We start from the raw sequence: 13,213 nt of genomic DNA, 5'->3' as shown, positions 1-13,213 counted from the left end.
CCGGCCGGCATTTTTCGTCAGTCGAGGATATAGGCCGTCTTTTCCATCGCCTGCTCTTCTTCATCAATGAAGCGGAACTCATTCCAGCCGATACGCACCCTATCGTTACTGTTCAGCCGCTGCCGGCCCTCAATCCGCAATTCGTTGACAAAGGTACCATTGGTGCTGTTGCTGTCGGTAATGTAGTAATCCACGGCGTCTTCGAGATAGGCATTGGGTACCGCTTCAATCAGCGCGTGCTGGCCACTCACCGAGATTTCATCAATCCGGATGTCACTATCCGGGCGGCGGCCAAGGCGGGTTTCCGGCTGCCCGAGTTCAAAGGTGTTGACCACCACGTTGTCCACCAGTTGCGAAAGCGAAGCCATGTCAGTTTCCTCAATACTCCAACGTCAGTAATACCACAGACACGTTATCGCCGGCCTCGTTTGCCAGGCCGGCTTCAACAAGAGCCTGAACCCTGCGCTCCATGCCGTCACTGTCCCTCAAAATCTCAAGCCACTGTGCTTCCGGGACAGAATGGGGCAACCCGTCGGAACACAGCAACAGCACATCACCTTTTTCCAAGGACTCAACCCGGTAACTGGGCTGCACCTGCTCAACTGCACCCACCGCACGGGTAAGTACATTTCTAAAAGGTACATTGGGAACGTCGGCCTCGGTAATGCTGCCATCTTCCAGCATGTTCTGGACCACGGTATCGTCCCGGGTCAGGCAGACCGCCTGGCCGCCGCGCAGGCAGTAACACCGGGAATCGCCCATGTGGGCAATGTGTGCCTCGTTGTCGATTGCCCAGGCCACCACCAGGGTTGTGCCCATTTTATCGAGCCTCGGATCTTCGGAACGCTGGCTCAGTATCCGTTCATTGGCCAGTGCGAAAGCACGCTCCAGGCTTTCCCTGACTGAGCTGCCGGTTTTGCCGGATGACGGCCCGGAGATTTCCGGCTCAAGGGCTTCCACAACAGCGTCAACCGCGAGACGACTGGCAATCTCGCCGCCCTGGTAGCCGCCCATACCGTCGGCAACCACCAGCAGCGCCTGATCACCGGCATCGTTTACCCGCCAGTCCACCACATCCTGGTTCGATTCCCTGACTGCACCCCGGTGACTCTGGCCTGCAATGCGATACCTCATCAGGACACCTCCTGGCCCGCTTCCCGCACTGCCAGGCGCCGCACGGCCTCGGCCATGGTGGCGGCGCTGGCAAAGCGTTTATCCGGCTCGCGCTGGATGGCCTTGTTGATCAACCGAACCACCCCATTGGGCAACCCGGCATTGAACTCCCGGACGCTGCGCGGGCGTTTGTTGAGGATCTGGTAAGTCAGGTTGGCCAGGGTATCGCCCTGATACGGCGTTTCACCGCTCACCAGTTTGTACAGTGTGACCCCCAGACTGTAGATATCAGAAGCGCCAGTTACCTTCTGGCCCTTGAGCTGCTCCGGGGACATGTAGAGCGGGCTACCCATAACGGCGCCGGTGCGGGTCCGCGAGTCGTCGGAAATTTTGGCGATGCCAAAGTCGGTAATCTTTATGTCGCCGGTATCCGGGTTGAAAATGATGTTCCCCGGCTTGACGTCCCGATGGACAATTTTCTGGCTATGGGCATAGGCCAGGGCATCAGCAACCCGGGCAATAATATCCAGTACCCGGGGCAACGGCAGCAACCTCCCGGGCTTGCCGAATTCACTGAGCGGCCGGCCCCTGGCGTAATCCATGGCAATATAGGCAAGGTCTGCCTCCTCCCCAACATCATACACCGTTACGATGGCCGGGTGACTCAGACGACCCGCCGCTTCGGCTTCCCGGAAGAAACGTTCCTTCAGATCCTGAAGCAGGGCATCATCAAACGCCTGATAGCTCAGGGTCTTGATGGCAACGGTGCGGGCAATTTTCGGATCCTTGCCGAGATAGACCACGCCCATGGCACCCCGGCCGATCTCTCGCTCGATTTCATAGCGCCCCAGGGTCGGCCGACTCACCGTGGGTTCCGGCATCAACAGGGTGCGGTTGTTGTCGAAGCTGCCGGTTTGCACCACTGAGGCATCCGGCGACAATTTCTCCAGTGCCGCCAGGCGAGCGGCGGTATCCCGGAAATTCTTCCTGCGCTCCCGGATGCTGCGGTAAGTGTTTACAGCTTTCTCATACTGGCGCTTGCGTTCCTGGTGGATGGCGATGTCGTAACGCAGCTCCAGAGCCCCCTCGCAGGGCGGGCAGTGATTGAGTGCCTCAAGGGCATCGTCGGTGTGGCCCTGCTGCAGGAGCAGTCCGGCCAACCGGAGGCGGGCTTCGCGAACGCTGTCTGTCAGTGCGCGGATGCGATTGTGGGGCTGAAGCCAGAACAGCATCACCACAAAACCGACCACCAGCAAGGTCAGTACTTCCCCCAGGGGCACCCAGGCATTGCGATAAAACATCAGCGCCGCCTGTAAAACCACCAGGGAACCGCCAAGCAGAAGAGTGACAGGCAGGGAAACGGCGGCGCCCATCACCGGGACAGCAAGCGTCAGAAAGAGTGCCGTAACGGCCAGCCCGGCAGTAACCGTACCATCCGCCCACAGAGGCTCCACCAGCCCCCGGTCAGCCAGCGCTTTGTGAAGACTGTCCTGTGGCACAATGGTGGTGGGGTTGGCACCCTCTGGCACTCCGAGAATACTGAACAGCACCCTATCGGCCCAGCCAACAAGCGCCAGCTGGTCTCCGGCCAGGGCAAACACCACGGCAGCCAAAAGAACAACGGCCCGCAGACTGAACAGGCGCGGCATGAATGAAATGATGGCGTTCACAGGCAACTTTGTTATAAATGATTGATCTGCCTAGTTTAGAAAGCGTTGGTGTCGGGCGATACAACGACAGGGGTGTTTTTTGTAAGTGTTTGTTTACCTGAGAGGAAGGTCACGTATGGTAATTTCGTCTTTTCACTCAAGGATGATGGAATTACCGGTATGACACTGAAGCTGCTTTTACCCCTGTTACTGCTCGCGCTGACTGGAATCGGGCTCTACCACACCCACAAACCCTTGCCTCAGGGCATCAGTTATCGGGGTGAAGCCCTGCCGCTGGAAGATCCTGTCCTGCTGACCGATGTCACCCGTCACTACACGGACGGTCACGAAGAGAAAGACCACGAAATCTTCAACGACGTGTTCCGGCTGATCGGGCAGGCCGAAGAGTTCATTCTTGTCGACATGTTCCTGTTCAACAGCACCAAACCGGAAGGTGTCGTTCACCGGCCCCTGGCACAGCAGCTGACCGAAGCCCTGCTGGCCCGGAAGTCGGAAAAACCGGGGCTGTCTGTGATCGTTATTTCCGATCCACTGAACACCATGTATGGCGGGACAACGTCACCCTGGTTTGAAGCCTTGCGTAAGGCCGACATTCCCGTTGTTGAAACAGCGCTTCGTCCCCTCAGGGACAGCAACCCCACCTGGTCTTCAGTCTGGCGGCTTTGTTGCCAGTGGTTCGGTAACAATCCGAAAGGGGCCTGGCTGGACAATGCCCTGGGCAACAAGCCAGTCACGGTTCGAAGCTACCTTTCGCTGCTGAACTTCAAGGCCAATCACCGCAAACTTGTGGTGGCCGATGAGGCCGGCTCCCTGAGAGCTCTCGTGACCTCAGCCAACCCGCATGACGGCAGCAGCCGCCACAGCAACGTCGGGCTGAGCTTCAAAGGGCCCGCCGTGGCCGATGTGTTGCGAAGTGAACGGGCAGTGCTGGCCATGTCTGGTGCCGACACAGAATCCCTTGATGACTGGATCAGCCGGGTTGAAGAAGCGCCTGAATCCGGAGAAGGTAAAAAGGACAAAGTGGCGGTACTGACCGAATCGGCCATACTCGACCAGGCTTTGGAAATGATTCGCGGGGCCGCGGACGGAGACCAGCTGGATCTGGCGATGTTCTACCTGTCACACCGGCGGATTGTCGGGGCGCTGATCAGGGCCTCGGAACGTGGCGCACAGCTTCGGATTTTGCTTGATGCCAACAACGAGGCCTTTGGTCTTCAGAAAAGTGGTATTCCCAACCGGCAGGTGGCCATGGAACTGGTCCGGGCAGGTATTCCTGTACGTTGGTGTAATACCCGGGGTGAGCAATGCCACAGTAAGCTGTTGATGTTGGCGAAGGAGAGTGGGACAACCGGGATATTGCTGGGGTCCGCCAATTTTACCCGCCGCAATCTGGATGACCTGAACCTGGAAACCGACCTGTGGATCTCGGTTGCGACCCAGTCTTCGGTTGCAATGAAAGCAAGAGCGTTCTTCGACCAGCAATGGCACAAAGGCCCCGGCGACGAGCCGGTTATGAGCCTGCCTTATGAGCGCTGGGCCGACGAATCAACGCTGCGCTACTGGCGTTACCGGATTATGGAAGCGACCGGCCTGTCGACCTTCTGAACATGAGGGACAAGCCCCATGCTCACCCGGTCAGCTATACTGCATTGGCCTGAACGGAAACTTGAAGTAGCCAACAAACAGGAGTGAACCATGTCAGGAATTCGCAAGCATCTGAGGTATGTTTCTTTTTTCATGGCCATGATGATGGCCCTTGGCTCTGTCTGGTCGGCCACCGCATCCGCCGGGATGGTAGGAACCGGCGAGATGATTGGCGAACAACAGGTCCAGCTGGACAGACAACAGCTGATCGATATGCTTGAGAATCAGGAAGTCCAGGACAAACTGGCAGATCTGGGCGTAAGCCAGGACCAGGTCAAGGAACGTATTCAGAACCTCACGCCGGCGGAACTGGCGGATTTTGAACGTCAGCTTGCCGAAGCCCCTGCGGGTCAGGGTGTGGTTGGCATTATTGTGCTGTTTCTGCTGGTCTTCATTATCACCGATATGTTGTGCGCCACTAACATCTTCCCATTCGTGAACTGCATCCGATAGCGTCGGTCCGTGGCAGTCATTTTGCAACGGGAGAGGGCCGCGTCAGTCAGGCTGACCCTGTTTTTACTGGTCGGCCTCCTGGCCGGTTGCGCCAGCGCCCCGAAATGGCCGGGCCCGGACACTGGAACAGACCGCCCTTCTCTGCCAGATCAGGTGATTCTGGAGGATGTCCCGTTTTTTCCTCAGGAAAAGTACCAATGCGGTCCGGCCTCACTGGCCATGACGCTGAACAGCCAGGGTCTTACGACCGATCCGGAAGTTCTCAAAGAACTGGTTTACATCCCCGGCCGGGAAGGTTCCCTGCAGGTTGAGATGGTCGCCGGTGCTCGGTCCCACGGGATGCTGGTCTATCCGCTGGACGGCGAGCTTGAGAGCATGCTGGCAGAACTGGCGGCGGGTAACCCGGTGCTGGTTATGCAGAATCTGAGATTTGACTGGTGGCCCCAGTGGCACTTCGCGGTTGTGATCGGTTACGACGCGGAGCGAAGGGATCTGATTCTTCATACCGATACCCGCGAACGCCAGCGCGTGGCCCTGGAAGTGTTTACCAACACCTGGGGGCGGGCCGACAACTGGTCTGTGGTGATTCTGCCTCCCGATCAGGTTCCGGCAACCGCGAAACCACTGCGGTTTCTCCAGTCAGCCCACGATCTGGAGACAACCGGGCGAACCACTGCCGCGGCGATTGCGTACAAGACTGCGGAAACCACCTGGCCTGACCAACCAGCCGCCATCATGGCCAGAGGCAATCTGGCCTGGCAGATGGGCAGGCATACCGAGGCGGCAGGGCATTTCCTCCGCACGGTTAACCGTTTCCCGGAGTTCGCCGGAGGCTGGAACAACCTCGCCTTTGCCCTGGAAGAGACAAGTTGCCCGGTAACCGCCACCAAGGCCGCCCGCTGCGCCGCTGCCCTGGCACCGGAACGCTTTGGCAATTCAATATTGCTCCGATCAAACCCGGTAACGGCACCGAAAGACTGCCCGACATTACCGGAGTGTCCCCGGGAAGCGCCCTAGTGTCCCGTCTGGCTGCCCCTCCTGAAAAGCACCACGTCCTTTCTCGGGATCTCCATAACCCAGCCAAATTTTTCAGCCAGCAATGCCAGGGTGGACTCACGGTAGAACACAACATGGGTGGGGTCGCGGCGATAATGCCAGTTGTCGAACCGGTCGTCGTCGGTCTGGAAACAGGTCATCACCCCCAGCCAGCCACCCGGTTTGAGCAATTGATCGAGTTGCCGGAACACCTCCGCTGGCTCGTACAGATGCTCCACCACCTCGGTACAGGTTATGAAGTCATAGGTACGGGACAAGGCTGTTTGCGAGGGGTAAAAGCAGGGATCATAGAGGCTGACAACCATGCCTTCGGCCTCCAGCATCCTTGCCAGGGCCGGGCCGGGCCCACAGCCGAAGTCCAGCCCGGTGGCGCCCGGTGGCAGGCGCTCCAGCAGCGGGTCTGCCAGCTTTGAAAGAAATTTACGATAGCCCGGATCAGACGGGTCGTTATCGTGCAGTCGGTAGATATCCCGCTCCTGATCAGGAGAAAGCCGGCACGACTCATCCATCACCGTTGCCTCGCATACCGGGCAGCGGAGATACCGCCGGGTCTTCACCACCCGGAATTCCACAAGGCTGCCCTGCTCACAAACCGGACAAAGATTCATGCCACTACCCCGGATCAAGCCGCGGCCGGGCTTCAGTCAGAGTTTAAAACGTTATACCATAACATTTTAGTCACCGGGACGCTCCTTCTTCAGGAAAACGCTGACCGCTTTATCCGACATCAGCACATGGGCGAGTGCCGGATACGGCAGATAGTGAAGAAACAGTGTGGCGAGGGTTACTGCATCCATTCCTCCATCAAGGAACATCCAGGCGCCGAAAGCAAGAAACAGCGCACCCAGAAAACCGCCATAAAGCCACAGAGCCCGTGAACGCTCCCCGGCCATAGGCAGCCGCTCCAGGGTGCGCGCCACTGAAAAGCTCATGTAGACCGCAATCAGTGCTGCAATCACCAGGGAGGCAATCAAACCCGTAAATCCGATCAGGTACCGGAACAGATAGTTGGCGAGAAAGAACAGGGCAATGCAGGTTACAGCAACGATGGTTATGCGTGTCTTTTCCATGGCGGCTCTGAATTGGTTGGATTTATGGGTAGCCCCGCAAAGAATGGCAGAGACGCCCTGAAAGAACCACCCCCTGCTGCGACCCGTGTTCCAGCCTGATATGATGCCTCCCATTCTAACCGGCAACCGGAAAACCGATGACCACTGGCAAGTCCACCCGTCTCAATAAATACATCAGCGAAAGCGGCATGTGCTCCCGCAGGGAAGCCGATCGTTATATTGATCAGGGCAACGTATACATCAATGGCACGCGTGCCACGGTAGGGGATCAGGTGCTGCCCGGGGATACGGTCAGGGTTAATGGCCAGGTGATTGAACCGCGGTCCGAAGAGGATCTGGTCTTTATTGCCCTGAACAAGCCCGTGGGCATCGTCAGCACCACCGACAGCGCCGAGAAACACAACATTCAGCGGTTTGTCGGCCACAGCGAACGCATCTTTCCGATCGGGCGGCTGGACAAGGACTCCCAGGGGCTGATCTTCATGACCAGCAATGGTGATCTGGTCAACAAGATCCTGCGGGCCGGAAACAACCATGAAAAGGAATACCTGGTTACGGTCGACAAGCCGGTGACCCGGGAGTTCGTTGAGGGTATGGCCAACGGGGTGCCGATCCTGGGAACTGTCACAAAAAAGTGCCAGGTGTCCAGTGAATCCCGGTTCGTATTCCGCATTACCCTGGTTCAGGGCCTCAACCGCCAGATTCGCCGCATGTGCGAGCACTTCGGTTATGAGGTAACCAGGCTGGAGCGCATCCGGATCATGAACGTCAGCCTGAAGGGGCTGGCTGTGGGCCAGTGGCGCAATCTGACGGAGAAAGAACTGGCCGGACTGTTTGATGCCATCCGGGACTCCTCCTCAGAGGCCCCGCCCCAGCCCGGAAAACCTGCGAAAAAGAAGCCTGCTGCAAAGCCAAAGCATCGTCCCAAAGCCAAACCGGGTGGGCCCGGCGGTTCCCAAAGGCCGGGACCGAAAGGTAAGCCTGCGTCGGGCAAACGCCCCAAGGCCGGAAAACCCCGGCAAAAGAGTGTTAAACGGTAATTCTGGCCCGGCACTCAGAGCGCAAGGCTACTTTTTCACCCACTTGCCATTAACCTGAATGTACTGGCCACCCGGCGTTTTATCGATGGCCTTCTTCCCGGCAACGGTTTCAACCTGGGTGACCGGGATACTGTGCTTCTCGGCAATGCGCTTGTACTCATCCCGGCGGGCACTGTTGATCGCCTCAACCACCTCCCTGGCCTGGCCTTCGGCACGAACCACCTCCAGGTAGCCCGTCGGCGTTTCTCCAACCAGTCCCTGCTGCTTGACGGTATCCAGTTTCTGTTTGGCCTCATCCAGCCCCATGGCGAACACGGACAGACTGACACCAACCGCCAGAACCAAGGCACACATCTGTATGAATCGTTTCATCTTCAACCCCTTAAGCTATCCGGATCCGGTCAGAACAACCCTTTTTCGCTGAACAGGTCATCCACTTCCTTGTCTACTTTTATATAGATTTCGTGCTCGATTTTCACGTTCAGGTTCACCGTAATCGGTTCTTTGGGTGCCGCCATCTGCACCGTTGGCGTGCAGGCAATCATTGCCAGCGGCAACGTCAATATCATCAGTACTCTTGCCAAAACCGACCCTGTTGGCCGCAACGATTTTTTCATGGCACTGCCTCCTTGCCGGACTCTTGCAACAGCTTCCGGACCCGTTCTGTAACGGCTTCGTTTACCCTGCCACTCAACTGCAGGCTGGTCAGCAGCGCGGGAATGTCTTCCTCAAGGTTCACGTTAAGTACAACCGGCTGCCCACCCCTGAGTTCCGGATTCTTTCCCTCGAGGCGAAGATCCAGCGTCAACTTCCCCCTTTCATCGTAGTCTATCGTGCTGTCCAGCACCGAATAGTGAAAGTTTTGCAAGGCTTGAACGACCACATCCATGGCCTGGTTGCCACCCAGCATGGCCTGCAGTTTCTCGCCGGGCAGCCGCAACCGACCGCCCGGCGCCTCCGCTGAAATGCGACCTTTCGCCACCTGAACACCGTCGCTACTGAAGCCTATGGGAATACGGCCACTGAGCAAACCACTGCCCTCAAGGCCCTCTGCAGGGTAAGCCTTCATCAATCTGTCCAGAGAAATATCCTGAACCTCCACGGGTATCCCGCCAGAGCTGTCTTCCAGATCATAGACGCCCGGAGGTATTCTGAGTGCCCCCTCGAGGAACCGGGCCCTCGCCTGCTGTACCTCCAGCTGGCCTTCCAGCCTATTGGTAACTGGCGCAATGTAGTCACCGGTAAAGCGAATGGAGGTTACCGGGATACCAGGATTCACCTGCTCAACGGTGAGATCCCGGAACCCGGCGGTCAACCGGTCATCTTCCAGGGAGGCAAGTACCCGTCCGCTCAGCCCGGAGAAAGCGGTTCGGTTGAACACCCCGGTGACATTCTCCAGGTTGGAGCTGCCGCTCGCTTCCAGTTCACCATCCGGGTTCAGACGAACCTGTGCCGACACCCCGGCAATGCCTGAATCCACTGCCAGCAGCTCCGGCCAGCCGGCAAAAGTTCCGGCCAGGGCGCGAACCCCCTGTTGCCCCTCGATAACGGAATCGACCAAAACCGAGACCCCGCCACCCGGATTGAGCTGAATCGTGAGGTCGGCCTTCAGCCCCGCGCTGGATGAAAGCGTGCCCTGAATCCGGAGGTCAGCCAGACGGCCCTGCACCCTGCCCTGGAAACTCCACGCCTGCGGCACCATGAATGGGTGTTCAATCCGGGTTGCCTCGATCTTCACCTCGCCTTTGATGGCGATCCGCTCGGTCCAGGCACTCGATGCGCCATAATCGAGCGTAAGCGTGACATTGCTGATATCGGTTCGGAGATCCTGTAGCAGCAGGGGCTGCTCCGAACCGGTGTACGCCAGCCGTTCGGTAAGAACCAGGGATGGGGGGGTGAACTGGATAACCGCCGACCCACCACTGGCGTTGACCGAGGGCATGATATGGGCCTGACTCCCTGCCACTTCCCAGCCGCCATGGTGGATATCCGGCAACGCCATGCCGACCTTTCCCTGCCCGACCACCAGCGACCAGCCCGCGGCAACGGCTGGCAAGGCCAACGCGATCCAGCCGACCAGACGGACCCGCCGGATCCTGCGGCTCGGCTTTCCAGACCCTTCAGCGTGCAAAACGACACTCCTGTCTACTCGGTCTACTCACCACGCCAGGTCACGCTGTAGAGGTCGTGACGACGATCCTGAAGATTTTTCACGGTTCCACTGTTTCGGGCCGTGATCAGCACCTCCGGCCGGAGATCGGCGAAGGCCACTGTTTCAACATTGGGTTCCGTGTCTGCGGCGATACCGTCCCGGGCAAACGGAAAATCACAGGGGGTAAGAATACAGCTCTGGCCATACTGGATTTCCATATTCGGCACCTTGGGCAGGTTGCCAACGTTACCGGACATCACCACGTACACCTGGTTTTCCACCGCCCTGGCCTGACAGCAGTAACGCACCCTCAGGTAGCTCTGGCGTTCGTCGGTACAGAAGGGCACAAAGATGATATGAACGCCCTGATCCACCAGATGGCGGGTCAGTTCCGGAAACTCCGCGTCATAACAGATCAGAACTCCGATGGTGCCGCAGTCGGTCTCGATGGCGCTGACCCGGTTGCCACCCTGCACGTTCCACCAGAAGGCCTCGTTCGGGGTCGGGTGAATCTTGGGCTGGGTAAAAACCTGGCCATCCCTGAGGAACACATGGGCCATGTTCCGAATGGTGCCGTCTTCCTCACGCACCGGAGTGGAGCCGGCCACAATGTTGATGTTGTATCGCAGGGCCAGGTCCCGCATCAGTTCCCGGTAGCGCTCTGCGTAATGGGTGACCGCCGCGAAGGTTTCCGCCGGGCTGCCCTTGCGGGCCTCAATCGATAGCAACTGGAGAGTAAACAGTTCCGGAAACACCACAAAATCGCCCTTGTAGGTGGATACAACATCGACGAAATAACGGACAATCTCGCTGAATTCGTCAAATGATCCCACCGGCCGTTGCTGATACTGAACCGTGCCAATACGCACTGTATCCCGCATTCGGTGGCCATAGCGTTTGCGCCGCTCGCTGTTTTCGATCCGCGGTACTTTCGGGTTGCGCCAGACCAGATGAATGCCGTAGCCCATGGAATCGTGATCGGCGTCCAGATAATGGGGAATGATGTCGTGCACTTCGAAGCCCTGATGGAGCTGAAAGGACAGCACCGGGTCCTTCTGCTCCTTACCCTTGATGGCCTCGACGTAGGCCTCAACACTGCCGAACTTTTTCAGGCGCTGGCGCAGGCTTGGCAGGCGCCCGGCAAATACCACACCCTGCAGGTTCAAGGCCTGGCACAGTTGCTTGCGCTCGTTGTACAGCCGCTCGCCGATGCGATATCCCCGACACTCCGGGTCAACACACACCTCCATGCCGTACAGCCAATCACCCTCGGGATCATGCCGTGAGGCGTAACCATTGCCGGTTATGGAGGTCCAGTCATGAGGCGCCAGCGCCACTTCTTCGGCAATACGGAACGTGGCGCAGTAACCCACCACGGTGTCACCCAGCATGGCAACGAACTGGCCGTCCGGGAAGGTGTTGATCTGACCGGTCAGCGGCCCCTTGGTGTAACCATACATACCGGTGCCTTCGTAGACACGGTGACTGAGCTCAATGATGCCCGGAATATCCGCCAGCGTGGCATTGCGGACGTACAGGCGCTGATCCGGGTCGGAAAATGGCGGGCACATAGACACCTCGAAAAAGGCGTTGATTTGCCCTCATCTTTGGTGGCCTAACGGGATTTCGTCAAGGGAAATCGGTTAATCGGAGCCCTGAAGGGGAAAGCGTTCGACCACGCTGTACATGGAACCGGCCGAGCCCTGTTTGCTTTCAAACAGCGCGAACTGGTTAACCGGAAACTGCCCGAAAACCGATTCACCATGCTGCGCCAGCAAGTTCCCGACAGACCCGGGCGGCCGTTTAAACCTAGCCAGCGTGATGTGGGGACGAAATGCCCGGCTCTCCGCTGTGAATCCAAGGCTCTCCATTCGGCCTTTGAGCGCATCATGCAGCCCGGCGACGGGGGCCGCGGGCTGCACCCCCACCCAGAGGTTTCGCGGGCTGCGAGGTTGACCGAAGCAGCCAAGACCGACGACATCCAGCTCAAAAGCTGCCACCGGAATATCGCGAGCCGCGGCGCGCACAGCCGCAACGTTTTGCTCTTCCGTGCGCCCCAGGAACAGCAAGGTGATGTGCAATTGCTCAGAACTTTGCCATTTGGCATTTGAGACCGGTGCCTTTACCTCCAGCAACCGCTGCCTGATGGCAGCGGGGACCTCCAGCCCGAAGAAAAGCCGGGGCATGGCTTCACTCCTCATAGATCAGCCTGCGCACCACAACGCCGTCTGCCACAAAGTTCTGGCCGGTAATCAGGGCAACCCGTCCCGATTGACTCATATTAACCTCCGTTTTACCCAGCGTCTGAATTTACTCACCCAGGGGCGTTGGCCTGACCAGAATCTCGTTCACATCAACATGGGCCGGTTGCGCCACGGCGTACATCACTGCGTTGGCAATGTCCTCCGGCTTCAGGGCGTGAGCCGGCGGCTCGTCGAAGAATGGCGTATCCACCATGCCAGGCTCAATGAGCGTGACACGGATGCCAGAGCCACGAAGCTCTTCACGAACGCCGTAGCCGATAGCGGAAACCGCCCACTTGGTGGCACTGTACATGGAACCGGGGATCGTAACACGACCGGCTGCAGAGCCGGTCAGAAGCAGGTGCCCCTTGCTTTCCCGCAGCGCCGGCAGGCAGTGCTGAAGGGTCAGGCCGACCCCGTAGATATTGGTCAGGATCATATCCTTCCACACCTCCGGATCAGCCCGGCTGAATCCTCCGGGTTCGCCGCCACGGCCGGCGTTGGCGAAGACGGCATCAATGCGGCCGAAAGTCTTAAGGGCGTGATCGACCATATTCTTCTGGTCGTCGCCATTCTGCACGTCGCATTGCACCGTTAGCACTTGTGCTTCGCCACCAAGCTCCTGCTGCAGACCTTTCAGTTTGTCTTCGGAGCGGGCCGCCAATACCAGGCGATACCCCTGTTTCGCCACTGCACGGGCCGTTTCTGCACCAATGCCCGATGAGGCGCCGGTAATCAGCATTACAGGTTGATCTGCCATAGCTTTCTTCTC

Annotated in this window: 15 protein-coding genes; 4 read left to right on the top strand and 11 right to left on the bottom strand. The window is 58.4% G+C overall.

The genetic code is table 11. The features are described from left to right. Window positions 1-17: 17 nt before the first annotated feature. Genes D0851_RS18140 through D0851_RS18130 form a run of 3 tightly spaced genes read right to left on the bottom strand, consistent with a single transcriptional unit; the run spans window position 18 to window position 2,783 of the window. Window positions 18-368 (bottom strand): FHA domain-containing protein, encoded by a 351-nt coding sequence (locus D0851_RS18140; protein ID WP_117619881.1) that lies wholly within the window; start codon window positions 366-368, stop codon window positions 18-20. 10 nt (window positions 369-378) lie between these two features. After that, window positions 379-1,134 carry a protein phosphatase 2C domain-containing protein gene (locus D0851_RS18135; RefSeq protein ID WP_117619880.1) on the bottom strand — a complete coding sequence of 252 codons (756 nt, stop codon included), beginning with the start codon at window positions 1,132-1,134 and terminating at the stop codon, window positions 379-381. Continuing rightward, window positions 1,134-2,783: a serine/threonine-protein kinase gene (locus D0851_RS18130; RefSeq protein WP_117619879.1), complete on the bottom strand. Its 1,650-nt coding sequence runs from the start codon at window positions 2,781-2,783 to the stop codon at window positions 1,134-1,136. Before D0851_RS18130 ends, D0851_RS18135 begins: the two co-directional genes overlap by 1 nt. Window positions 2,784-2,942: 159 nt before the next feature. On the opposite strand from D0851_RS18130, the gene D0851_RS18125 reads away from it, so the two are divergent. From D0851_RS18125 to D0851_RS18115, 3 genes are all read left to right on the top strand, one after another. Continuing rightward, window positions 2,943-4,388, top strand: coding sequence for a phospholipase D family protein (locus tag D0851_RS18125; protein ID WP_117619878.1), 1,446 nt, complete (start codon window positions 2,943-2,945; stop codon window positions 4,386-4,388). A gap of 132 nt (window positions 4,389-4,520) precedes the next feature. After that, window positions 4,521-4,880 (top strand): PA2779 family protein, encoded by a 360-nt coding sequence (locus D0851_RS18120; protein WP_227539564.1) that lies wholly within the window; start codon window positions 4,521-4,523, stop codon window positions 4,878-4,880. Between the two features lie 9 nt (window positions 4,881-4,889). Further along, a complete protein-coding gene (locus tag D0851_RS18115) occupies window positions 4,890-5,897 on the top strand; it encodes a PA2778 family cysteine peptidase (RefSeq protein WP_227539349.1) in 1,008 nt (335 codons plus the stop codon). Here the strand turns inward: D0851_RS18115 and D0851_RS18110 are convergent. Together D0851_RS18110 and D0851_RS18105 are read right to left on the bottom strand one after the other, a co-directional pair. Continuing rightward, entirely contained in the window at window positions 5,894-6,544 is a 651-nt protein-coding gene (locus D0851_RS18110; protein WP_117619876.1) for a class I SAM-dependent methyltransferase, read from the bottom strand. The two genes, D0851_RS18115 and D0851_RS18110, sit on opposite strands and share 4 nt — an antisense overlap. A 66-nt stretch (window positions 6,545-6,610) precedes the next feature. Continuing rightward, entirely contained in the window at window positions 6,611-7,006 is a 396-nt protein-coding gene (locus tag D0851_RS18105) for a hypothetical protein (RefSeq protein ID WP_117620464.1), read from the bottom strand. Between the two features lie 137 nt (window positions 7,007-7,143). Here D0851_RS18105 and rluF point away from each other — a divergent pair, with 137 nt between their 5' ends. Next, window positions 7,144-8,046, top strand: a complete 903-nt coding sequence (gene rluF, locus D0851_RS18100; protein ID WP_117619875.1) for a 23S rRNA pseudouridine(2604) synthase RluF — start codon at window positions 7,144-7,146, stop codon at window positions 8,044-8,046. A gap of 27 nt (window positions 8,047-8,073) precedes the next feature. On the opposite strand, the gene D0851_RS18095 is transcribed toward rluF, so the two are convergent. From D0851_RS18095 to D0851_RS18070, 6 genes are all read right to left on the bottom strand, one after another. Beyond that, on the bottom strand, window positions 8,074-8,418 hold the full coding sequence (locus D0851_RS18095; protein WP_117619874.1) for a YdbL family protein: 345 nt from the start codon (window positions 8,416-8,418) through the stop codon (window positions 8,074-8,076). Window positions 8,419-8,447: 29 nt separating this feature from the next. Next, on the bottom strand, window positions 8,448-8,663 hold the full coding sequence (locus D0851_RS18090) for a YnbE family lipoprotein (RefSeq protein WP_264756454.1): 216 nt from the start codon (window positions 8,661-8,663) through the stop codon (window positions 8,448-8,450). Beyond that, window positions 8,660-10,177, bottom strand: coding sequence for a YdbH domain-containing protein (locus D0851_RS18085; RefSeq protein ID WP_227539348.1), 1,518 nt, complete (start codon window positions 10,175-10,177; stop codon window positions 8,660-8,662). Before D0851_RS18085 ends, D0851_RS18090 begins: the two co-directional genes overlap by 4 nt. 23 nt (window positions 10,178-10,200) lie before the next feature. Continuing rightward, window positions 10,201-11,769: a bifunctional GNAT family N-acetyltransferase/carbon-nitrogen hydrolase family protein gene (locus D0851_RS18080; RefSeq protein WP_117619873.1), complete on the bottom strand. Its 1,569-nt coding sequence runs from the start codon at window positions 11,767-11,769 to the stop codon at window positions 10,201-10,203. 72 nt (window positions 11,770-11,841) lie between these two features. Then, entirely contained in the window at window positions 11,842-12,384 is a 543-nt protein-coding gene (gene thpR / locus D0851_RS18075) for an RNA 2',3'-cyclic phosphodiesterase (protein ID WP_117619872.1), read from the bottom strand. A 124-nt stretch (window positions 12,385-12,508) separates the two neighbouring features. After that, entirely contained in the window at window positions 12,509-13,201 is a 693-nt protein-coding gene (locus tag D0851_RS18070; RefSeq protein ID WP_117619871.1) for an SDR family oxidoreductase, read from the bottom strand. Window positions 13,202-13,213 lie beyond the last annotated feature (12 nt).

This window comes from Marinobacter sp. Arc7-DN-1, from assembly GCF_003441595.1.
GTDB lineage: Bacteria > Pseudomonadota > Gammaproteobacteria > Pseudomonadales > Oleiphilaceae > Marinobacter > Marinobacter metalliresistant.
The sequence above is the reverse complement of the archived record's forward strand: the minus strand, read 5'-3'. Positions and strand labels throughout refer to the sequence as shown.

Bases quoted from the DNA above. Each gene is read 5' to 3' on its own strand.
- D0851_RS18140 (WP_117619881.1), bottom strand. From the start codon at position 368: ATGGCTTCGCTTTCGCAACTGGTGGACAACGTGGTGGTCAACACCTTT.
- D0851_RS18135 (WP_117619880.1), bottom strand. From the start codon at position 1,134: ATGAGGTATCGCATTGCAGGCCAGAGTCACCGGGGTGCAGTCAGGGAA.
- D0851_RS18125 (WP_117619878.1), top strand. From the start codon at position 2,943: ATGACACTGAAGCTGCTTTTACCCCTGTTACTGCTCGCGCTGACTGGA.
- D0851_RS18120 (WP_227539564.1), top strand. From the start codon at position 4,521: ATGGCCATGATGATGGCCCTTGGCTCTGTCTGGTCGGCCACCGCATCC.
- D0851_RS18110 (WP_117619876.1), bottom strand. From the start codon at position 6,544: ATGAATCTTTGTCCGGTTTGTGAGCAGGGCAGCCTTGTGGAATTCCGG.
- D0851_RS18105 (WP_117620464.1), bottom strand. From the start codon at position 7,006: ATGGAAAAGACACGCATAACCATCGTTGCTGTAACCTGCATTGCCCTG.
- rluF (WP_117619875.1), top strand. From the start codon at position 7,144: ATGACCACTGGCAAGTCCACCCGTCTCAATAAATACATCAGCGAAAGC.
- D0851_RS18095 (WP_117619874.1), bottom strand. From the start codon at position 8,418: ATGAAACGATTCATACAGATGTGTGCCTTGGTTCTGGCGGTTGGTGTC.
- D0851_RS18090 (WP_264756454.1), bottom strand. From the start codon at position 8,663: ATGAAAAAATCGTTGCGGCCAACAGGGTCGGTTTTGGCAAGAGTACTG.
- D0851_RS18080 (WP_117619873.1), bottom strand. From the start codon at position 11,769: ATGTGCCCGCCATTTTCCGACCCGGATCAGCGCCTGTACGTCCGCAAT.
- thpR (WP_117619872.1), bottom strand. From the start codon at position 12,384: ATGCCCCGGCTTTTCTTCGGGCTGGAGGTCCCCGCTGCCATCAGGCAG.
- D0851_RS18070 (WP_117619871.1), bottom strand. From the start codon at position 13,201: ATGGCAGATCAACCTGTAATGCTGATTACCGGCGCCTCATCGGGCATT.